At 68.0% G+C, this 19,836-nt stretch carries 18 protein-coding genes; 4 read left to right on the forward strand and 14 right to left on the reverse strand.

Features of this window, described 5'->3' with window-relative positions:
* Nucleotides 1-3: 3 nt before the first annotated feature.
* Nucleotides 4-1,584, reverse strand: a complete 1,581-nt coding sequence (locus tag NIBR502770_RS16075; RefSeq protein ID WP_141182607.1) for a hypothetical protein — start codon at nt 1,582-1,584, stop codon at nt 4-6.
* A gap of 211 nt (nt 1,585-1,795) precedes the next feature.
* On the opposite strand from NIBR502770_RS16075, the gene NIBR502770_RS16080 reads away from it, so the two are divergent.
* Entirely contained in the window at nt 1,796-2,614 is an 819-nt protein-coding gene (locus NIBR502770_RS16080; protein ID WP_141161454.1) for a DUF1206 domain-containing protein, read from the forward strand.
* Between the two features lie 27 nt (nt 2,615-2,641).
* Nucleotides 2,642-3,160 carry an SRPBCC family protein gene (locus NIBR502770_RS16085; protein WP_141182608.1) on the forward strand — a complete coding sequence of 173 codons (519 nt, stop codon included), beginning with the start codon at nt 2,642-2,644 and terminating at the stop codon, nt 3,158-3,160.
* On the opposite strand, the gene NIBR502770_RS16090 is transcribed toward NIBR502770_RS16085, so the two are convergent.
* Together NIBR502770_RS16090 and NIBR502770_RS16095 are read right to left on the reverse strand one after the other, a co-directional pair.
* Nucleotides 3,157-3,813, reverse strand: a complete 657-nt coding sequence (locus NIBR502770_RS16090; protein ID WP_141182609.1) for an anti-sigma factor — start codon at nt 3,811-3,813, stop codon at nt 3,157-3,159. The two genes, NIBR502770_RS16085 and NIBR502770_RS16090, sit on opposite strands and share 4 nt — an antisense overlap.
* A complete protein-coding gene (locus NIBR502770_RS16095; protein WP_141159138.1) occupies nt 3,810-4,310 on the reverse strand; it encodes a sigma-70 family RNA polymerase sigma factor in 501 nt (166 codons plus the stop codon). Before NIBR502770_RS16095 ends, NIBR502770_RS16090 begins: the two co-directional genes overlap by 4 nt.
* 226 nt (nt 4,311-4,536) lie before the next feature.
* Here NIBR502770_RS16095 and NIBR502770_RS16100 point away from each other — a divergent pair, with 226 nt between their 5' ends.
* Nucleotides 4,537-5,103, forward strand: a complete 567-nt coding sequence (locus tag NIBR502770_RS16100; protein WP_141182610.1) for a hypothetical protein — start codon at nt 4,537-4,539, stop codon at nt 5,101-5,103.
* A gap of 25 nt (nt 5,104-5,128) precedes the next feature.
* On the opposite strand, the gene NIBR502770_RS16105 is transcribed toward NIBR502770_RS16100, so the two are convergent.
* From NIBR502770_RS16105 to NIBR502770_RS16120, 4 genes are all read right to left on the reverse strand, one after another.
* Nucleotides 5,129-5,881, reverse strand: a complete 753-nt coding sequence (locus NIBR502770_RS16105; RefSeq protein ID WP_141182611.1) for a hypothetical protein — start codon at nt 5,879-5,881, stop codon at nt 5,129-5,131.
* Nucleotides 5,874-6,452 carry an RNA polymerase sigma factor gene (locus NIBR502770_RS16110; protein ID WP_141182612.1) on the reverse strand — a complete coding sequence of 193 codons (579 nt, stop codon included), beginning with the start codon at nt 6,450-6,452 and terminating at the stop codon, nt 5,874-5,876. Before NIBR502770_RS16110 ends, NIBR502770_RS16105 begins: the two co-directional genes overlap by 8 nt.
* Before the next feature lie 180 nt (nt 6,453-6,632).
* Nucleotides 6,633-7,334, reverse strand: a complete 702-nt coding sequence (locus tag NIBR502770_RS21260) for a protein tyrosine phosphatase (protein WP_168223186.1) — start codon at nt 7,332-7,334, stop codon at nt 6,633-6,635.
* Nucleotides 7,335-7,487: 153 nt separating this feature from the next.
* A complete protein-coding gene (locus NIBR502770_RS16120) occupies nt 7,488-8,090 on the reverse strand; it encodes a hypothetical protein (protein WP_141182613.1) in 603 nt (200 codons plus the stop codon).
* A gap of 220 nt (nt 8,091-8,310) precedes the next feature.
* Between NIBR502770_RS16120 and NIBR502770_RS16125 the strand changes: the two genes are divergently transcribed.
* Complete coding sequence (locus tag NIBR502770_RS16125) at nt 8,311-11,787, forward strand: DEAD/DEAH box helicase (RefSeq protein WP_141182614.1); 3,477 nt, start codon at nt 8,311-8,313, stop codon at nt 11,785-11,787.
* A gap of 377 nt (nt 11,788-12,164) precedes the next feature.
* Here NIBR502770_RS16125 and NIBR502770_RS16130 read toward each other — a convergent pair whose 3' ends face one another.
* The 7 genes from NIBR502770_RS16130 to NIBR502770_RS16160 form a co-directional block, all read right to left on the reverse strand.
* The gene (locus tag NIBR502770_RS16130) at nt 12,165-13,457 is read right to left on the reverse strand and encodes an ammonium transporter (protein WP_141182615.1); all 1,293 of its coding nucleotides are present in this window, start codon (nt 13,455-13,457) and stop codon (nt 12,165-12,167) included.
* Nucleotides 13,458-13,704: 247 nt separating this feature from the next.
* Nucleotides 13,705-14,328 carry an XRE family transcriptional regulator gene (locus NIBR502770_RS16135; protein WP_141182616.1) on the reverse strand — a complete coding sequence of 208 codons (624 nt, stop codon included), beginning with the start codon at nt 14,326-14,328 and terminating at the stop codon, nt 13,705-13,707.
* Between the two features lie 57 nt (nt 14,329-14,385).
* Complete coding sequence (locus NIBR502770_RS16140) at nt 14,386-15,663, reverse strand: allantoate amidohydrolase (RefSeq protein WP_141182617.1); 1,278 nt, start codon at nt 15,661-15,663, stop codon at nt 14,386-14,388.
* Nucleotides 15,664-15,674: 11 nt separating this feature from the next.
* On the reverse strand, nt 15,675-16,829 hold the full coding sequence (locus NIBR502770_RS16145; protein ID WP_141182618.1) for an FAD-dependent oxidoreductase: 1,155 nt from the start codon (nt 16,827-16,829) through the stop codon (nt 15,675-15,677).
* Nucleotides 16,829-18,196: an FMN-binding glutamate synthase family protein gene (locus tag NIBR502770_RS16150; RefSeq protein ID WP_141182619.1), complete on the reverse strand. Its 1,368-nt coding sequence runs from the start codon at nt 18,194-18,196 to the stop codon at nt 16,829-16,831. The genes NIBR502770_RS16145 and NIBR502770_RS16150 overlap by 1 nt, the downstream gene beginning before the upstream one ends.
* A gap of 9 nt (nt 18,197-18,205) precedes the next feature.
* The gene (locus NIBR502770_RS16155) at nt 18,206-18,934 is read right to left on the reverse strand and encodes a protein glxC (protein ID WP_141182620.1); all 729 of its coding nucleotides are present in this window, start codon (nt 18,932-18,934) and stop codon (nt 18,206-18,208) included.
* On the reverse strand, nt 18,922-19,830 hold the full coding sequence (locus tag NIBR502770_RS16160) for a glutamine amidotransferase (protein WP_141182621.1): 909 nt from the start codon (nt 19,828-19,830) through the stop codon (nt 18,922-18,924). Before NIBR502770_RS16160 ends, NIBR502770_RS16155 begins: the two co-directional genes overlap by 13 nt.
* Nucleotides 19,831-19,836: the final 6 nt, after the last annotated feature.

Genomic DNA, 19,836 nt, shown 5'->3' on the forward strand with positions numbered 1-19,836 from the left:
GTTTCAGAGCCTCTCGAGCTTGGTGTCGTTGGGGACTTTATAGTACGTGGACACGTTGGTGGTGGACTGGTTCTCGGTCTTGATGTCCACCTCACCCACTTTCACATCGATGCCCGCCTCATTCTTGGCAGTCAGCACCGAGTTCACCTGGACGGTGGCCGAGCCGGCCTCGTAGAGCCGGGCCGCGTCATGGGCCGCGCCGGTGTCATTTCCCAAGGCAACGTTGTGCAGGTAGCTGTCGATGATGGGACGGTTCACGGGCGTGTAATCGATGTCGATCCTGACGGTGCCCTGGGTCCCGGCGGTCACGGTCGAATCGAACTTCGCCCCCTCGGTCTTCAGGCCGGACGTAACGCCCTGGGCCACGGTCCCGTCCATGGAGACGGAGACAGAATCGATGTTGTTGTGCTTGTCCATATTGACCGCCAGGGCGCCCTTGCCGGAAGCCTCAAAAACCCTGCCGTCCAGCTTGAGCCGGCCGTTGGCGGAAACCTCGCCGCTGGCCGTGGAGGTGCCGTCCGTCAGGTTCCGCTCGTAGGCGAGGTCGAGCTTCGCACCGCCGGATACCGTGCCGGATTCACCGGTTGCATCCAGCGAGAACGTGCCCTTGGCCTTATCCGTCTGGCCGGTGGAACCGTTGTCCTTCGCCGCGTCATTGATGGTGTCCAGGATGTAGCCGGGCGGGTTGCCGGCCACATCCTTGATCTCCCCGATGCTGTCCGGCGGAAGGTCGTGGTACATCTGCTTGCGGGCGGCCATGGCTTCCTCCACGCTGGCGAACGTGTACTCGCGGGAGACCTCGCCGGTGAGTGTTGCCCCCGCGGTGCCGGAGGCGTCATTGACGCCCAGGCCCATGTTTCCGTACACCTTCATGGTGGCGGACCCGTCGGCGTTTTCCACCACCTCCGTGCCCACTTCGGCGCCGCCGTGGACCCAGGCAACCCTGGCTTCGATGGAGGCCTTGCCTGTTTCTGTGTAGACCGGGATGTCGGCCCTGGCCAGTTCCTGCAGGTGGCGCTTCGCCAGTTCCTGGGCTGCCGCGGGGATGCCGCCGTCCATGCGCATCAGGTCTTCGGCAAACGGGCCGTCGCTGCCTTCGCCCTGGATCAGGTACTGCCTGTCGGCGTCGGACAGGCCGGCCCACCACTTTGCCTGCTCTTCCGGGCTGGCGTTGACCATGCTGTCCAGTCCGGCCGCGAGCTCGCGGCGGTGCCCGGCCGCTGCCTTGGCTTCTTCGGCCCGTTCCTTGAACCACTCCCTCGCCTGCTCCGCCATGGAGGTGATCCGGTCCCACGTGCTGCCGCCGGAACCGCCACTTCCCGTGGTGGAAGCCTTCTCCTGCTCGTCGGCATGCTTCATCAGGATTTTGGAGTTTTCCCGCAGGCTGGCCACCACCTTGTCCAGGCTGGGACGGTGGCTGGCGCTCCACTCCTGGCGGAATCGTTCACCGTCCCGGCCCTTCCACGGCGCGGATTGGATCTGGCTGTGCAGTGACCCGGCGCGGCTGCCCAGCAGTGTCGCTGCCTGGTCGGCGGCCTTGGCCAGCGCCCGCAGCTGGCTGATGTCTGCGCCGTAAAAAGTCATGGTTTCCCCCGGAAAAGAGTGCGGTGCCTGTCGATCGCTGGTCCTCATGGTTGCACAGGTACGGAATCGCGGCGATGGGGATCCCTCCCCATCGCCGGCCTGGAACCAACTGTTCCGGGACCCCGCGGCGTGGCACGATTGCCCTTACAAGAAGGGCACGCAAACCAGCGCACTACCGCGCCGTCCAAAAGGAAAGACGATCAAAGAAGAACTGAAACAGGCCGTTGACAAGGCCGAGGACGTCACCAATTCGCGCGTCCTTGAGATTTTCGCCCGGTCCGGGTTTGCGGCCAGCGGCATCCTCCACCTCCTGGTGGGCGCCATTTCCATCCGGCTCGCGGTGGGCGGAACCGGAAATGCGGACTTCAGCGGTGCGGTAGCGGAACTCGCCACCATGCCCGTGGGCCCGTTCCTGCTGTGGGGCAGCTTCGCCGCCTGCGCCGCGTTGTCGCTCTGGCAGGCAGGGGACGCGATCTTCGACTTCAACCATCAGGCCACCAAGACCAAGGTGAAGAACAAGGCCAAGGCCACCTTGCAGGCGATCGTATACGCCGTCCTTGCCCTGACCCTCTGGCACTTCCTCACGGGCGCTGGAAACGGCGGCGACAACCGCAAGGCCGCGAGCGACTTCACCGTATCGATGATGCAGGCCCCGGGCGGCGTTGCCCTGCTGGTCCTGATCGGTGTGGCGGTTGCCGTGACGGGTGTGGTCTACGGCATCCGGGGACCGAAGAAGTCTTTCCAGAAGCAACTGCGGATGCCGGCTCCGGGGCCGGCCAGGACCGCCGTCACGGCACTGGGCGTGGCAGGTTACCTGGCGAAGGGAACAGTACTCCTGCTGGCAGGCCTGCTGATCGCCGTCGCCACGCTCAAGCGGCATCCGGAGGATTCCACCGGCCTGGACGGCGGCCTGCGGGCCCTCCGTGACCAGCCAATGGGCCCCTACCTGCTGGCAGCGGTGGGAGCCGGGCTGATTTGCTACGGGGCGTACATGATCATGCGCGCACGGTTGGCGAAAATGACCAAGTAGCGGGCGCCGGCGTGGTTAGGTTGGGGCATGCCCCAGGTACGCGCCGAACGCTTGATCCGCATCGACCCCGAGACGGCGTTCGCCTTCTCCCAAACCACCGGGGACTTCCGTCTCAAGTGGGACCCCTTCATTTCCTCGCAGGGCTTCCTTGACGGAGCGCGGGCGCCGGGAAAGGGCGTCCGGACCCGCACCAGGTCGCGCCTTGGGCTGGCCATGGTGAGCCAGTATGTCTCCTATGCGCCGCCCGGGAACGTAGGAATGACCATGGTGTCCGGCCCATGGTTTTTCACGAACTTCGGCGGCGGCTGGCGGTTCACCGCGGACGACGACGGCACCCGGGCCGTCTGGAAGTACACGTTTTCCTGCCGCCCGGCGTTGCTGCGGCCCATTATGGAGCGGATCGGCAGCCGGCTGCTGGGCTACGAGATTGAACGGCGGATCGCCGCCTTCGCCCGCGCCTGCGAGGATGAGGGCCTGGTAGCGGAATTCCGTGCGTTGGGAACAGACCGGGGACACCACCACCCTGGCCCCGGCCCGCAACCCTAGGGAACGGTTATGACCGCCACGGCCCGCTGGGCGCCGTCGCGCAGTTCGACGCTGGAGATGCTGCCCAGCTGGATGGGTGTGGCACCGGTGACCTTAACCTTCCCGCTGGGGGTGGCGGTCCAGGCGCAGGCCCGGTCCTCCGCGCCGGCCCGGTCGCGCACCCACAGCGAGAGCGTCCCTTCCTCCGGCAGGCTGCTGCCGCTGACCGCCAGCTCAGTCCCCCAGGTCTTCCGGGCCATGTCGATGTTCACCTGGAGCCCTCCGCCGGAGGCCACGGAGTAAGTGGCATCCGGCTGCGGCGGCCTGGCGAGCAGCGGCCCCACAGCCAGGCCCACCGCCAGGCAGGCAGCGGCAACGGCACCTGCCAACGCCACCCACCGCCGTCGTAACGAGCGGCGACGGTGCGCCAGCTCGCTGAACAGGCGCGCCGGGGCGCCGGGGTCAGCGCCCTCCCCGCCGCCGGGCGCGGCGGTGAGCGCCACGGCGTCGGGGACGGGGAGGGCATCGAGGAGCATTGGGACCTTCTCCAGCACGGCAAGCTCTTTGCGGCAGGCGGCGCAGCCCTGGAGGTGTGCTTCGAAAAGGCTGAGGTCGGCGGCGTCGAGGCCGCCCAGCACGTAGGCGCCCAGCAGGTGGTGCGGGTTGTGAGTCACCGTTCCACCCCCATCTCGTCCAGGATGGTGCGCAAAGCCCGGAGCGCGTAGAAGGCGCGGGACTTGACGGTGCCGCTGGGGATGCTGAGTTGGACAGCCGCCTCGTTGACGGTGAACCTGCGGTAATGGAGGGCCACCAGGACGTCCCGGTGTTCCTTGCTCAACCGGAGCAGGGCCTCCTCCATCAGGACCCGGTTCAGCAGCTCGTCAACGCGGCCCATCACCTCTGCGGGTTCGGTCAGGCTGCTTTCCAGCGCCTCATGGGGGCGGCGCTGGCTCCGGCGGTAATTGTCGATCATGATGTTCCTGGCTGTGCGGTACAAGTAACTGCGGAAGCTGCCGTTGACCTCCGGGGCGTGCTGCCAGACGCGGAGCACCGTTTCCTGGACCACGTCCTCCGCGAGCTGCGGATCCCTGGTGGCGCTGAGCACGAAGCGGCGCAGGGCGCTGCCATGTTCACGGTAGATGGCCTCCACCACGTTGTCGTCGAGCGGCATCCCGCTCCTCCCGTCACTGCCAACACCACGGCATCCTGCGCTCCCGGCTGTTACCACGACGGAAAGCAGGAAAAGGTTCACCTACCCGGCGCGGCAGCCTGCCTGTGAACCATTCTTCACCCGGAGGCGTCGTAGGGGTTAGCGCAGTGATCCAGCGCCGGGCGCCCCGCGAAGCGCCACACCCCAGAACGCACACAGCCACGCAAGAACATCCAAGGAGCACACCATGAAACACCATCTCGGGGCAGGCCTTGCCATCCTGGTTCTGGCGGCAGCCCTCACCGGCTGCGGCAGCAGCACCGGGACCACGCCGGCGGCCTCCAGCCCGGCCACGGGCGGCGCCACCAGTTCAGCAGGAACTTCCTCCGGGACGTCCTCCGCCAGCCCCTCCGGAACGTCGGCGTCGTCATCGCAGGCAAGTTCCGCCGTCGACCTTAAGGCAGCGTCCTCGGCGGCAGGAAGCATTGTGGTGGATGCGAAGGGAATGAGCCTCTACTTCTTCACCAAGGACACCAAGGACTCCGGCACCAGCGCCTGCACTGGTTCCTGCCTGGTCCAATGGCCTCCGCTCACCACCACTTTGGGATCCCCCACGGCAGAAGGAGTCACCGGGAAACTGGGCACCATCACCACGCCTGACGGCAAGAAGCAGGTGACGTTGAACGGCATGCCCCTCTACTACTTCGCGAAGGACACCAAGCCGGGCGACACTTTGGGCCAGGGTGTGGGCGGCGTCTGGTACTTGTCCGATCCGTCAGGCGCCATGATCAAATCGGCCGGACAAGGCTACTAGCCCGGCAGGATCCGCCCGGCGGGGCCTACTTCAGCGGAACGTCCGCGGCCTTGCCCGGGAGCGGGATGTCGGTGGGCAGCGGAACGGGCACTTTAGGGCCCTGTTCCAGCCCCTTCCGGACGTCTCCCGGCACTTCGGTGGGCAGCGCCGGCGAAGCCGGGACCTCCGCAGGCTTCTGCGAGGGCGTTCCGTGGGCGGGCATGGTTCCCTGCCGTGTTGGAACGCTCGACGGCGCCGCGGCGGCAGGTGCAGAAGCGGGCGCGGGTGCCGGTGGGACGGCATCCGCGCTGCTGGTTGCCGAAGGCCGCGGCGCTGCCGGCGCGGGAACCGGAAGCTGCTTGCCGTCATTGCCGGCGGGGGCCGCGGTTGAGCCTGCCACGAATGAGGTGACGGCGTGGTTCAGCTGGGAGATGGAGTCCCGGAATCCCTGGTCGGAGGCGGCGGCAACCGCGCCGCCGGCCGCAAGCGAGGCAGCCACGGAGAGCGTGGTGAGTGTGATGCGGCGCTTGGCCCTGCGGCGGGCGGCCAGTTGGTCAGCCGGCTGCCCGGCAGCGGGAAGCGTGGTGGTGGCTGCCGCGCCCACCGGAAACACCGGGGTGGTGGCTGCCGAGGGGCCAGCCATCAGCGCCGCGATGTCGGCAGAAGGCGCCGGGGCCTCGGCCGCCAGGGCGCGAAGATGGAGCAGTGCGTCGCGGAGCTGGCCGTCGCCGCCCATGCCTGCCTCCAGCAGAAGCTGGTCAACGGCACCGTCGTTCCGGGATCCTGCGGTATCACTCATGATGTGCCTGGTTTCTCTTGAGCGTTTGTGCCTTGAGGTTATGGAGGGCCCGGCGCTGGAGCTGCTTGATGGCTCCGGTGCTCTTGCCCATGATGGCGGCTACCTGCTCGATGGACAGGTCCGCAACGACGCGAAGGGCCAGGACCTCCTGGTGTTCTTCGCTGAGGCCTTCCAGCATGGCTTCGGCACCGGCCGTCAGTTCCACCGCGTGGTCCTCCGCGGACGGGGTGGTCCGGGCATCAAGCTGGGGGTCGTAGGGCGTCAACTGAGGCCTGCGCTCCTGCCGGCGGTAGTGGTCCACCATGCGGGCGTGGGCGATTGAGAAGATCAGGGACTTTGCGCCCTGCAGTCCACCGGTGAGGGTGCCGGTCCGCGGGTAGAAAGCCATGAAGACGTCCTGGGTCACAGCCTCGGGATCATCCAGTCCGCGCGCTTTAAGGTACCCCTGCACCGGGCCCGCGAAGGTTCGATAGGCAGCAGCGAACAACACGGCCGGATCAGTTCCGGCTGCGTTGTCGAATATGTCGATCTCTTCTTGGGCCAAAGTGTCCAGCACCAGCGGCTCCTCCATCCCGGGATCAGGCCCTTGCCTTATCCCGGTTTCCGGTTCGGGCTGCCAATCCCCGTGGTATTCCGGCTGCCTCGCGGCAGGTCTGCCAGGGGCGCTCCTTCAAGCTTTTCCAGCGGCGCGCGTACCCGCCCGGCTGCCCGGACTGCGGCCGCAGCCGCAGTCCAGACTAGCCAATGCGCCTTAGCGGGCCGAAACCGACGGCGTGTGGACGGTGTTGCCACCCACGGCGGGAACGGCAGGAACAGCGGGAACGGCCTTGGCGCCGTCTACCCCCGGGACGGCCGGAACGGCCGGCACTGCAGGAGCGGCGGGGACCTCCGGCTTTGCGGCGTCAACGGAGACGGAACCGTTGCCCTCGGCACCGGCCTTGGCTGCGGCGTCGGCCTTAGCCACGACGTCGGCGCAATAGCTCTTGATGTTGGCGTCACCCTTGGCAGCGATGGACAGCGAGGAGAACGCCTTGGAGGAAGCGTCCAGGCCGCCGTGGGTGAAGGCGGTGCAGAGGCCCAGGGCTGCAGGGCCGGCCGCGTCCACGGCGGTGTTGGCCGTTGCGGAACCGGTTACATCAGCGCTGGCCTTTTCGTCGGAAGCGCCAGCCGTGGCCGTTGCCTTGGCGGTGGCTTCCGCGGTGCCGTCGGCGGTCTTCAGGGCGTCGGACACTGCCGAGGTGGCGGTGGGGGCCGGGGTGGCCTGGGCATCAGCGGCTGCTTCGGCTGAAAGCTTGGGGGCAGGCGCACCAAAGAGCTCGTGCGCAGTCTGCTGGGCCTGAGTGGGAAGGGCACCGGAGACGGCTGCGGCGCCGGTTCCGCCTACTGCCAGGGTTCCGGCGGCCAGGACTCCGGCGGCGACTTTGCTGGTGGCGAGAACGGTGAATACAGACATTTACTTCTCCAAAACCTAGACAACACATAGGACTGGGCCCGCCGGGCGGACCCATCACTGACTACATCGCCCGTGGTTGCGGAAAGGTTACGGGTGCGGTGGATTTCTTTTTCCTGTCCCCACCGCCGGCAAGCCCGGCGGCCGGCGGACCCGCTAGAGATGGTTCGCTGCGCCGCTGCGAACCGACCCCGTGCCGGCGTCCTCAAGGGCCATGGCGGCAAGGCGCTGGATGTACGGACCCACTTCCTCGTCGTCGAGCACCAGCAGGTCCGGCTGGCCGCGCAGCCAGCGGGCGTTAAGCGAGGTGATGTTCTCGTGTTCCAGCAGTTCCTCGAACTCGCCGTCGAGCTCCTCGATGCGGAGGACGGCGCGGTTGACCGCACCGGTGTCATCGGTGCCACCGGCCAGGTAGGACGCTGCCGTTCCGTCGGTCAGCACGGCGTAGGCCTCCGCGGCGCGGTTGAAGAGGTCCAGGTGGGCGGCTGCGCCCATCCCTGCCATGCCTTCGCGGACCAGCGGGTCGGTGGCGATCCGGCCACCGGCCATAACGGCGTACTGCGCGAAGCCTCCCTCCAGGGCCTGGGACAGGTAGAAATCCACCAGGCAGCTGCGGACGGCCACCGGCGACATGTCCTCCAGCCGCAGCATGGCCTTGCGCATGGCGTCGATGATGGCAGCGTTGGCCTCCACCACTTCCTCGTCCCTGCCTCCGATGCTGCTGCTGGTCAGGACGACGGGCTGGTGCGTGATGGTCATGGCGATCCTTGCTGGGCGGCGGTTTTGCTCCGGACGCTTTCACGCTACGACGGCCGGTTCACGGCAACACCGGGAACGAAATGAACGTCAAGCGAAGTTTTCGGGACCGGCACGGAAGGAAGCCCGGCGGCGTGGGGGCGCCCCCGGGCGAACTAAGATGGATCAGATAACCTCCCACCGGACCCGGCTCCGCCGTGGCCTGCCGAAAGTAGCCCCCACCATGCCATCCCAACCGGACGAAAGTGCGGACCTGGCAATACAGACACCTGCAATCAACGACCGCTCGCTGGCGGCCGGGCTGGCGTATGCCATGGCAAGCAGGGTCTCGGGCATATCGTTCGACGGCGGCACGGGGCTGATGCTGGGAAAGGTCCGGGGCGGGGCGGACGTTCCGTACTCCACCACCGCCAAGCTGGTCCGGAAAGCCGGCGGCTGGAGCTGCACCGTCGGTGTGTGCAGCTGCCCGGTCCGCAAGGACTGCAAGCATGTGGCGGCCCTGCTGTTCGCGGCCGAGGACAACCCCGCCATCCGGGTGCAGTTGCTGGCGCCGTCCACCTCCGCCCAGGTGTCCCGTGCGCCGGCCGCGGCCCTCTCCGACTGGGAGCAGGCCCTCAGCCCCCTGATCTCCCGGCCCGGTGCCACCCCCTCCACCGCCGGGGTTCCCCTCGCCCTGCAGTTCGAAGTGGAGGAACCCCCGCCGCATTTCTCCTACACCGGCCGCCGGGACCCGGTGCGCGGCGTCCGCCAGCTCAAGGTCCGGCCGGTCATCATGGGCGCCAAGGGCAAATGGATCCGCGGCGATGTTTCCTGGAACACCCTGAGCTACCTGAACTTCCGGCGGGAATCCAACCAGGCGCACGTGGACTGGCTGCAGGAGTTCCTGGCCGGCCATTCCTCCTCCGCGAGCCGGATGCACAACTCCGCCGGCCTGTGGCTAAGCCTGAACTCTTATGCCGGCAGGAACCTGTGGAGCCTGCTGTCCGAGGCACGGAAGATCGGGCTCGCGCTGGTCCACTCGCGCGGCACAGAGCCTGTCCGCATCACTGAAGCCCCCGCCGTCGTCGGGCTTTCCCTGAGCCGGTACGGGGCACCGGTGGCTGGACCCGACGAAGAAGCCGCCGCGGCAAAAACAGATGCGTCCGACGGCGGGCTGGAGCTGTCGCCCACCATCACGGTTGAGGGCGCGGAGGTTGATCCGGCATCCGTGGGAACGATCGGCCGGCCGGCGCACGGGTTGTTCTTTACCTCGGGGGAAGCCTCGCTGCCGGGCGTGCCGGACCCCAACGGCACCATCACGCTGGCGCCGCTGGAAAACGGGCTGAGCGAGGAGCTGCTGGCGTTCGTCACCGCGGGCAGCATGCTGCATATCCCCGCCAGGGACGAATCCCGCTTCCTGACCGGGTTCTACCCGAAACTGAAGCAGGCGGCCCGGGTAACGGCGCGCGACGAGTCCGTGGAACTGCCCGAACTGGCCGTCCCCACCCTTTCCCTGCTGGCCAACTATGGTGCTGACCACCGGGTACGGCTGCATTGGGAGTGGCACTACAAGACCGGGACGCTGGTCACGGCGCAGCCCTTGTGGCGTCACCCCGGCGATCACGGTTACCGTGACGACACCGCCGAGGCGCGCATCCTGGAGGGCATCGGCCAGCCATGGGACGTGGTCCCTGCCCTGGGTGAATCAGCCACGGGCGGCTGGGGCACTCCGCGGCTTGCGGCATCCGCCGAACTGACGGGACTGGACACGCTGGCGTTCACCGAGGAGGTACTGCCCCGGCTGTGGGAAGCGCCGGACGTTGACGTGGAAGCCGTGGGTGACATCGCGGACTACCGGGAGGCCGGGGAAGCTCCCGTGGTGTCCATCTCCACCAAGGCCACCGAGCAGCGTGACTGGTTCGACCTGGGCATCCAGATTTCGCTGGAAGGCCAGCCCGTCTCCTTCGCTGCCGTGTTCTCCGCGCTGGCGGCCGGCCAAACCAGGATGCTGCTGCCCAGCGGAGCCTATTTCTCCCTGGACCTGCCGGAACTGCACCAGTTGCGGGCTTTGATCGAAGAAGCCAGATCGCTGCAGGACAACAAGGATGCTCCACTGCAGATCAGCAGGTTCCAGGCCGGCCTCTGGGACGAGCTGGCACAGCTGGGGATTGTCGACGAACAGGCAGCGGCCTGGCGGTCCGCCGTCGGCGGCCTCCTGGAGGGCGGCACCGACGGGCTGCCGCTGCCTGCCACGCTGAACGCGGAGCTGCGGCCTTACCAGCTGGAGGGGTTCAACTGGCTGAGCTTCCTCTACAAGCACGGGCTGGGCGGCATCCTGGCGGACGACATGGGCCTGGGCAAAACCGTCCAGGCGCTGGCGCTGATGTGCGCGGCGAAAGACCTTGCGGCAGCGGCTGCCTCGTCCCTGGAAACGTCCGACGGCGGTGCTGCCGCCAGCTCCGGTGGCGGGCCCGCCGCCGTCGCGCCCTTCCTGGTGGTGGCGCCCACCAGCGTGGTGGGCAACTGGGCGCTGGAAGCCGCCCGCTTCGCCCCTGGCCTCACCGTCCGGACCGTCGGCGAGACCTTCGGGAAGAGCGGGCAGGACGTTGCGGAGGCACTGGGCGGGGCCGACGTCGTGATCACCTCGTACGCGCTGTTCCGCATCGACTACGAGGCCTACGCCATGCGGACGTGGAACGGGCTGGTCCTGGACGAGGCGCAGTTCGTGAAGAACCACCAGTCCAAGGCCTACCAGTGCGCCCGCAAGCTGCCGGCGGCGTTCAAGCTGGCCATCACCGGCACCCCGCTGGAGAACAACCTGATGGAGTTCTGGGCCCTGACATCCATCGTCGCTCCCGGGCTGTTCTCCAGCCCCAAGCGCTTTGCCGAGTATTACCAGAAGCCGGTGGAAAAGAACGGCGACAAGGGGCAGCTGGAGAAGCTCCGGCGCCGGGTCCGGCCGCTGATGATGCGGCGCACCAAGGACCAGGTGATCAAGGACCTGCCGCCCAAGCAGGAGCAGGTCCTTGAGGTGGTGCTCAACCCGCGGCACCAGAAGGTGTACCAGACCCACCTGCAGCGTGAGCGGCAGAAGATCCTGGGGCTGATCGAGGACGTCAACAAGAACCGGTTCACCATTTTCCAGTCGCTGACCCTGCTGCGGCAGCTCAGCCTGGATGTGTCCCTGGTGGATCCTGCCTTGTCCGCGGTGCGGTCCTCGAAGCTGGATGTACTGTTTGAGCAGCTCGAGGACCTGGTGGCCGAGGGGCACCGGGCGCTGATCTTCAGCCAGTTCACCGGGTTCCTGGGGAAGGTCCGCGAGCGGCTGGACCAGGAGGAGATCGAGTACTGCTACCTCGACGGCGGAACCCGGAACCGTGCCGACGTTGTCAGCGAGTTCAAGAACGGCAGCGCGCCGGTGTTCCTGATTTCGCTCAAGGCCGGCGGGTTCGGCCTGAACCTCACGGAGGCCGATTACGTCTTCCTGCTGGACCCCTGGTGGAACCCGGCGTCCGAGGCCCAGGCCGTGGACCGGACCCACCGGATCGGGCAGGCCCGGAACGTGATGGTGTACCGGCTCGTGGCCAAGGACACCATCGAGGAAAAGGTCATGGCACTGAAGACCCGGAAGTCGCAGCTGTTCGCTGACGTCATGGAGGGTGACGCCCTGGCCGGCGGGGCCATCACGGCCGAGGACCTTGCGGGGCTGTTCAAGGAGTAAGCCCGTCGTTATCGACTCGCATCCTGGTTTTCGACGCACATCTTCGCTGTCGCAGCCCATATTTCGGTAGCGCCAGCGAATCCGCGCAGCGCAAATGCGTTTGCGCCGCGCGCTGTTGGTGCACCATGGCGCCGGACCTGCGCAGGCGCCCCAGCCACGTCCGCGCAGCGGTGCTCGAAGGGCGCGGCGGCATCCTGGCCTGCACGGACTTGTAGGCACGACGAAGGGCCAAACCCTGGAACTATAAGCCGGCTGCTGCCGGCACCGGTCCAAGGTTTGGCCCTGATTCGAGAACTGGGACGCGCCGCGTGACGCGTAAGGGGTATGCCGGGCGCCGCCCCCAGCAGGCGGGCGCCCGGCAGCTTGTGGAAGTGGAACTAGACCCGCTGCGGGGAGCCCAGCTCCACCGGATCCTCGTCCATCAGGTAGGCCAGCTCGGAGTGGGCCGCGAGGTCGATGCCGCGCAGTTCGTCCTCGGGCTTGATGCGCAGGCCGCCCATGGTCTTGTCCAGGATCTTCGCCAGGATCCAGGTGACCCCGAAGGAGTAGGCCAGGACGCTGACGGTGGCGATCGCCTGGACGCCAAGCAGGTCGAAGCCGCCGCCGTAGAAGAGGCCGCTGACGCCGTTCGGGGCCTTGTCCGTGGCGAAGAGGCCGATCAGCAGGGTGCCCAGGATGCCGCCCACCAGGTGGACGCCGACGACGTCGAGTGAATCGTCGAAGCCCAGGCGGAACTTCCATTCGATGGCCAGCGAGCAGACAGCCCCGGCGATCGCGCCGATGGCCAGTGCGCCGAGCGGGCTGACTGCGCCACAGGCAGGAGTGATGGCGACCAGCGCGGCGATCAGGCCTGATGCTGCACCCATGCTGGTGGCCGCACCATGCCGGACCCGCTCAACAAGGGCCCAGGCCAGCAGTCCGGCCGAAGCTGCGACGGCGGTGTTCAGGAACACCACGGACGCGGACTGGCCGGCGGCGAGCGCGGAGCCCGCGTTGAAGCCGAACCAGCCCACCCACAGCAGGCCTGCGCCCACCAGGACCAGCGGCCGGCTGTGCGGCTTGGCGTGTTCCACCTTGGGCCAGCCGGAGCTCTTGCCCAGTACCAGGGCCAGGGCCAGGGCGGCGGCGCCGGCGTTCATGTGCACCGCGGTGCCGCCGGCGAAGTCGATGGCTTTGATGCCGTTGGCAATCCAGCCACCCACTGTGCTGCCGTCCGCCGAGTCGAACGCAAACACCCAGTGCGCGATGGGGAAGTACACCACCGTGGCCCAGATGCCGGCGAAGACCATCCAGGCGCCAAACTTCATGCGGCCCGCGGCGGCACCGGCAACCAGTGCGGTGGTGACGCAGGCGAAGAACAGCTGGAATGCTGCGAACAGGATGACCGGGATGGACGCCGAATCATCCTTGGCCAGCAGCTGCCCCATGCCGGGGAATTCGGTGACGTCACCGATCAGGCCCAGGCCGCCCACGGAGTTGCCAAAGGCCATTGAGTAGCCGAACAGTGCCCAGAGGACGGCCACCAGGCTGGCGCCGCCGAAGCACATCATCATCATGTTGAGAATGCGGCGCGACCCCACCATGCCCCCGTAAAACAGGGCCAGGGCGGGGATCATCATGCACACCAGCGCCGAGCTGGCCAAAATCCAAGCGACATTTCCCGAATCCATGGGAAACCCCTTTCGTGATGCGAAGAGAGAACGGTCGATTGCCGTCAGAGCCGCTCTGCGGAGGGACGTGGCCGGAGAAACCACGTTCAGCGGGAGGGGCGGCTGTTGCCGTCTGATTCCAACTTTATGGCGGCAATTCCCGGGTGGGTTTCCGGTGTGTTAAATGATCGTTTCGGTCATCCACAGGCGAGTTTCAGGGGTCCCGCAGCACGCAGGAAGCGACTGCAGGAGCCACCAGTAACGGGCATTATTTGGCGGAGACCGCCAGGAACCGGATGGGAAGGTCCAGCAATTCCAGCGGGCCGTGCGGGCCTTCACCGTCCAGGAGCAGGGAGTCCCCCGGTTCCATGGCGTACTCGTAGGAGCCGTGGCCGTAGACCATCTTCCCGGCGAGCATGTAGATGAACTCGGTGCCCGGGTGCTGGAACAGGGGAAACACGTCGCTGGCGTCGGTGAGGGTCACCAGGGTGGGTTCAATGGCATCGGTCCGGCCTTTGAGGGTTCCCAGCACGCGATATTCGTGGCCGTGCTGGGTGCCGCTCCGGACGGTGAGGCTGCCTTGGCCGCTCTTGGTGAAGGTGGCGTCCCGGTCGGTGTCCGCGCCGCGGAACAGTGCGGTGACCGGAACGTTGAGGCCGTCGGCCAGCCGCTGCAAGGTGGTGAGGGAACAGGAAGTGGTGGCGGTTTCCACCCGGGAGATCATGGCCTTGGACAGGCCGGTCCGGGCTGCGAGCTCGGCCGACGACAAGCCGGCCGACGTGCGGTAGTGCCGGACCTGCGCCGCGATGACCTGCTCCAGCCGGCCGGCAACCTGTCCGGCAGCGTCCTCTGCGGGTTGGTCCGTTCCGTGGTCCCCGGCCTGTTCGGTCATGCCTGCCATCTTAGGCGGGCCGCGGTAGGCCCGGCGTACGACGACGGTCGTGGCCAATCACACTGCCCCGCCCAGCAGCCCGGCAAGGGAGTCCGCCAGGGCGAGCGCGCCGGCTTCGGCGTCGCTGTCCTCCACGAGTTCGTCCGGCGAATGCGATACGCCGGTGGGGTTCCGGACGAACAGCATTGCGGTGGGCAGGTTCGCGGCCAGCACCCCGGCGTCGTGCCCTGCGCCGGTGTCCAGCACCGGGGCGGCAGGCAGGAGCTGCTGCAGCCGGTCCCGGAGGCCGCCGTCGAAATGGACTGTGGGGCTCAACGATTCCGTGCCCAGGACGGCTGTGCAGCCTTCCTCCGCGGCGATGACCTGGGCGTTCAACCCGATGGCCTCCACCAGCGCGGCGGTGACCGAATCCTCCGGGTGCCTGACGTCGATCCAGAGATCCACCCGCGAGGCGATCACGTTGGTACCGCCGGGGACGGGCTGTAGCCGGCCCACCGTGGCGCGGGCCTCCTTGTACTTCCGGGCGGTGTCCCGGACGGACACCGTGACTTTGGCCGCTGCGATCATGGGGTCGCGCCGGTCCCTCATGAGCGTGGTTCCGGCGTGGTTTCCCTCGCCCGTGATGCTCAGTTTCCAGCGGCCGTGGCCAAGGATGGAGGACCCGATGGCCACCGGCTGGTGCAGGTCCACCAGTCCCCTCCCCTGCTCCACATGCAGTTCCACGAACACCCCCAGCTGCTGCAGGGCCTTGTGGTCGGCGCCGATGAACCGCGGGTCCTGCCCGTTCGCCGCGGCGGCGTCGGCGTAAGTGTTGCCGTCCGCGTCGCGGAGGTTGCGGGCCTTGTCCGGGTCCAGTCGGCCGGTGAGGAGCCGCGAGCCAAGGCAGGCCACGCCGAACCGGGAGCCTTCCTCCTCCGGGAACACCGCGAGCACCAGGGGCCGCCGGGGCCGGAAGTTACGGGCCTTGAGGAGGTCGACGGCAACCAGCGCCGAGGCAACCCCCAGCGGGCCGTCATACCCGCCGCCGCCGGGGACGGAATCGAGGTGGCTTCCGGTGGCGACGGCGTCTTTCCGCACTCCGGTTGCTGTGTCCCACCAGGCCCAGATAATCCCGTTGGCATCGGTGTGCACGTCCAGCCCGCGCCGGGCCGCCTGCTCAATGAACCAACTGCGGAGGTCCGTTTCGGCGGTGGAGAACACCGGGCGGGAGTAGCCGCCGCGGGTGCTGTCGCGGCCGACGTCGGAAATCTCTTTCAGGAGGCCGGCAACGGTGGGTGCGCCCGCAGTTTCGGCGGGTACCGCGTGCGGCGCTGGTGCTGTGCGGGAAAGGCTCACGGTTGTCCGTTCTACGTGGTGAGTGCCGGGGAGGAGGCGCTCCGGAACCGGTCCGGAACTGACCCGGCACCGGTGGCCAGGTCCGCCGCCCACTGCCCGGTCAGCGGGGCGAACTTCGCGCCGTGGCCCGAGCAGGGTGAGACGACGGTGAGGTTCTCCGCCCGGTCAATGAGGAAGTCCTCGGTGGGGGTGTTGGTGAACAGGCAGGTGGTTTCGGCGTAAGGTTCGGGGTCCAGGCCAGGCAGGTAGCGGCGGACGTAGTCCACCACGCGGGTACGGTTGGCCGGGTCCACCACTCCGGTCTGGTCCGCGGCGGACCGAATCCGCGGGCCGCCGTTGTATTCGGCCACTTTCTGCCCGGCAAAATCCGCATCCCGGCCGCCGGGGAGGCCGTAGGTTTGGAGGTCGCCGGCCTTGTGGATGAAGGTGGGCCAGTTGGTGCCGGAAAAGCCGGGGTCTTCCCGGTACCTGAAGTGGAAGGCCTGCTCCTGGCGGACGGTAAATTCCGGCAGGCCGGCGAGGAACCCGGCCGGCAGTGGCAGGGAGTCCAGCAGCCGTGGCAGCCAGCCGCCGGCGCTGATGACGAGGTTGCCGGCGTCGAGTGTTTCCCCCGTGGTGGAGTGCAGCCGGTAGCCGGCCCCGCCCAGCTGCTCCACCCGGTCCAGGCTCCAGCCGGTCAGGACTTTTGCCCCGTGCCGGACCGCGAGGGCCACCATGGCGTTGACAGAGGTTTCGGCGTCGATCACGCCCGCACCGGGATGCCAGAGGACCTCGGTGTCGAACGCGATCTGCGGCCAGCGGTTGCGGGCGTCGGCGGCCGACAGCAGCTCGTGGTCGATTCCGGCACGGGCCAGTACCTCAGCGAGGAGGGCGGGTTGACGTTTGGGGCCATGGTCCACCGCACCGAACGGCGTGATCAGCTCAACGCCGGCGTCCGCTGCGAGCCCGTCCCAAAGGTCTTTGGAATCGAGCACGGCCCGGGTGTAGAAGGGGTCCGGGTAGGCGTAGCGGAAGATCCGGGCGGAGCCGTGCGAGCTGCCGTCGTGGGCGGCGGGAACGTCGCGCTCCAGCAGGGTGACCTGGTGGCCGCGCGCTGCGAGCTGCCACGCGGTGGCGGCGCCGGCCAGGCCGGCGCCCACCACCACATAATCCGACGGGTCGGCCATCAAAAGCTCCCCTGCGCGCCGGGGATCCAACTGGTGCCGGCCAGCGGCACGCGGGCCATGGCGGAGGCCTCGATGGTCAGTGCCACCAGGTCTTCCGGCTCCAGGTTGTGCAGGTGCGACTTGCCGCAGGCCCGGGCGATGGTCTGGGCTTCCATGGTGAGGACACGAAGGTAGTTGGCCAGCCGGCGGCCGGCGGCCACGGGGTCCAGCCGGGAGGAGAGCTCAGGGTCCTGGGTGGTGATGCCGGCGGGGTCGCGGCCGTCCTGGAAGTCGTCGTAGAACCCGGCGGCCGAACCGAGGGCGGAGTATTCGGCGGCGTAGCGGGGGTCGTTGTCGCCGAGGGCGATCAGCGCGGCGGTTCCGATGGCCACTGCATCGGCACCCAGGGCCATGGCCTTGGCGACGTCGGCGCCGGTGCGGATGCCGCCGGAGACGATCAGCTGGACCTTCCGGTGCATCCCCAGTTCCTGCAACGCCTGGACCGCCTGCGGGATGGCCGCGAGGATGGGGATCCCCACGTGTTCGATGAACACCTGCTGCGTGGCGGCGGTGCCGCCCTGCATGCCGTCCAGCACCACGACGTCGGCGCCGGACTTCACGGCGAGCGCCGTGTCGTAGTACGGGCGGGAGGCACCGATTTTGACGTAGATGGGGGTCTTCCAGTCGGTGATTTCGCGCAGCTCGCCGATCTTGATTTCGAGGTCGTCCGGGCCGGTCCAGTCCGGGTGGCGGCTGGCGGAGCGCTGGTCGATGCCCACCGGCAGGGTGCGCATCCCGGCGACGCGTTCGGTGATTTTCTGGCCCAGGAGCATGCCCCCGCCGCCGGGCTTGGCGCCTTGGCCGAGCACGATCTCGATGGCGTCAGCCTTGCGGAGGTCGTCCGGGTTCATGCCGTACCGGGAGGGCAGGTACTGGTACACCAGGTGTTTGGATTGGCCGCGCTCCTCAGGCGTCATGCCGCCGTCGCCCGTGGTGGTGGAGGTGCCCACCTCGGACGCGCCGCGGCCCAGCGCTTCCTTGGCGTTGGCGGACAGGGCGCCGAAGCTCATGCCGGCAATGGTCACCGGGGTCTCCAGGTGCAGCGGGCGGCTGGCGTACCGGTCACCGAGGACGACGTCGGTGTCGCACTTTTCGCGGTAGCCCTCCAGTGGGTAGCGGGACATGGAGGCGCCGAGGAACAGCAGGTCGTCGAAGTGCGGGACCTTGCGCTTGGCGCCCCAGCCGCGGATGTCGTACACGCCGGTGGCGGCCGCGCGCTGGATGTCCGCGATGGTGGCGCGGTCAAAGGTGGCGGACTCCCGCAGGCCCTGTTCAGCAAGGTCCTGGAGAGGTGCTGCGCCCGCGGCAGGAACGGAGGTGATGGTCATGGGGGCCTCCTAGTAGGCAGTCGAGTTGTCGACGTGGAAGTGGTAGAGGTTCCGGGCCGAGCCGTAACGCTTGAAATCGGCAGGGTTGTCGGTGCGGCCGGCGGCAGCCAGCAGTTCCGCGAGCTCGGCAATGTGCTCTTCGCGCAGCGGCTTTTCGACGCAGTCCGCACCGAGGGAGGCCACCGTCCCTTTGACGTAGATCCGCGCCTCGTAGATCGAGTCGCCCAGGGCGTCCCCGGCGTCACCGCACACCACCAGGCGGCCGGCCTGCGCCATGAACGCCGACATGTGGCCGATGTTGCCGCCCACCACGATGTCCACGCCCTTCATGGAGATCCCGCAGCGGGCGCCGGCGTTCCCGTCGATGACCACCAGGCCGCCGTGGCCGGTGGCGGCGGCGGACTGGGAGGCGTCGCCCTTCACATGGACGCTGCCGGACATGATGTTCTCGGCCAGTCCGACGCCGGCGTTGCCGTTGACGGTCACGGTTCCCTTCTGGTGCATCCCGGCGGCGTAGTAGCCGGCATGGCCGTCGATGGTCACCGAGACGTCGGCGTTGATGCCGACGGCGAGGCTGTGCTTGCCGCCGGGGTTGGCAACGGTCCAGGACTGGCCGTCGGCCGCGTTGTGGAGTGCCTGGTTCAGGCTGCGGACCGGGGAGCCGGAAAGGTCCACCACGGTGGGTGCCTCGGCAGTAACTGCAGTTTCCAGGCTTTCGGGGGCTGTCAGAGTGACCATGTGTAGACCTTTCCGGGTTCCGGTTCAAAAATGCGGGCGTTGTCGATGCCGGGCAGCCCGGCGAGGGCGCGGTATTCGGAGGCCATGGCCACGTAGTCCTCGGTTTCGGCGATGATGGCCGGCTTGCAGGCGATGGGGTCGCGGACCACTGCCATGCTGTCCGCGGTGGTGACCACCAGGGTGTAGAAGCCGTCCAGGACGTTGCCCAGGTTCACCAATGCTTCCTCGAGGGTGTCGCCCTGCTGCAGCCGTGAGGCGACGTAGCGGGCGCCCACCTCGGTGTCATTCTCGGAGTCGAACACCACGCCCTCACGCTTCAGGTTCCGCCGGACCGTGGCGTGGTTGGAGAAGGAGCCGTTGTGGACCAGGCAGAGGTCGTCGGCCACGGAGAAGGGGTGCGAGCCGCCCGCGGTGACGGCCGACTCGGTGGCCATCCGGGTGTGGGACAGGCCCTGGCTGCCGGCCATCGCCTCCAGCCCGTGGTGGGCGGCGATCTCCATCGGGTGTCCCACGCTCTTCATCACGGCCACGTGTTCGCCGCGGCCAATGATGGTGGCGGCGGGCACGGTTTCGGTGACGGCCTTCACCAGGAGGTCCGTCCCGACGGCGGCGCCCACCAGGGTGGTGTCGCCCACCACTTGCACTGCTGCTGCCGCGTCAGACGGCAGGAGCGCCGCGACGCCTGCGGTGAGTGCCGCCGTCGTCATTCCCTGGTCCCTGCCGAGCAGGCTCAAGGTGGACCTGCCCGGCGACAGCAGGCCCGGGGTGTTGTAGACGGCGAGGCCTGCGGAGTCGGGTCCGCGGTCCACGATCTGGCAGAGCATCGAGGACAGCAGGCTGCCCATCTTGGGGTGCAGCGAGGGATTGCGCAGCTGCAGCGCGGCGATTCCGCACATGGTGGG

This window comes from Pseudarthrobacter sp. NIBRBAC000502770, assembly GCF_006517815.1.
Taxonomy (GTDB): Bacteria; Actinomycetota; Actinomycetes; order Actinomycetales; family Micrococcaceae; genus Arthrobacter; species Arthrobacter niigatensis.

What these genes read in the sequence shown, in the direction of transcription:
- NIBR502770_RS16105 (WP_141182611.1), bottom strand. Translation starts at nt 5,881, where the DNA reads ATGAGTGATACCGCAGGATCCCGGAACGACGGTGCCGTTGACCAGCTT.
- NIBR502770_RS16150 (WP_141182619.1), bottom strand. Translation starts at nt 18,196, where the DNA reads ATGACCATCACCTCCGTTCCTGCCGCGGGCGCAGCACCTCTCCAGGAC.
- NIBR502770_RS16110 (WP_141182612.1), bottom strand. Translation starts at nt 6,452, where the DNA reads ATGGAGGAGCCGCTGGTGCTGGACACTTTGGCCCAAGAAGAGATCGAC.
- NIBR502770_RS16100 (WP_141182610.1), top strand. Translation starts at nt 4,537, where the DNA reads ATGAAACACCATCTCGGGGCAGGCCTTGCCATCCTGGTTCTGGCGGCA.
- NIBR502770_RS16095 (WP_141159138.1), bottom strand. Translation starts at nt 4,310, where the DNA reads ATGCCGCTCGACGACAACGTGGTGGAGGCCATCTACCGTGAACATGGC.
- NIBR502770_RS16075 (WP_141182607.1), bottom strand. Translation starts at nt 1,584, where the DNA reads ATGACTTTTTACGGCGCAGACATCAGCCAGCTGCGGGCGCTGGCCAAG.
- NIBR502770_RS16135 (WP_141182616.1), bottom strand. Translation starts at nt 14,328, where the DNA reads ATGACCGAACAGGCCGGGGACCACGGAACGGACCAACCCGCAGAGGAC.
- NIBR502770_RS16120 (WP_141182613.1), bottom strand. Translation starts at nt 8,090, where the DNA reads ATGACCATCACGCACCAGCCCGTCGTCCTGACCAGCAGCAGCATCGGA.
- NIBR502770_RS16155 (WP_141182620.1), bottom strand. Translation starts at nt 18,934, where the DNA reads ATGGTCACTCTGACAGCCCCCGAAAGCCTGGAAACTGCAGTTACTGCC.
- NIBR502770_RS16125 (WP_141182614.1), top strand. Translation starts at nt 8,311, where the DNA reads ATGCCATCCCAACCGGACGAAAGTGCGGACCTGGCAATACAGACACCT.
- NIBR502770_RS16130 (WP_141182615.1), bottom strand. Translation starts at nt 13,457, where the DNA reads ATGGATTCGGGAAATGTCGCTTGGATTTTGGCCAGCTCGGCGCTGGTG.
- NIBR502770_RS16085 (WP_141182608.1), top strand. Translation starts at nt 2,642, where the DNA reads ATGCCCCAGGTACGCGCCGAACGCTTGATCCGCATCGACCCCGAGACG.
- NIBR502770_RS16160 (WP_141182621.1), bottom strand. Translation starts at nt 19,830, where the DNA reads ATGTGCGGAATCGCCGCGCTGCAGCTGCGCAATCCCTCGCTGCACCCC.
- NIBR502770_RS21260 (WP_168223186.1), bottom strand. Translation starts at nt 7,334, where the DNA reads ATGTCTGTATTCACCGTTCTCGCCACCAGCAAAGTCGCCGCCGGAGTC.
- NIBR502770_RS16145 (WP_141182618.1), bottom strand. Translation starts at nt 16,829, where the DNA reads ATGGCCGACCCGTCGGATTATGTGGTGGTGGGCGCCGGCCTGGCCGGC.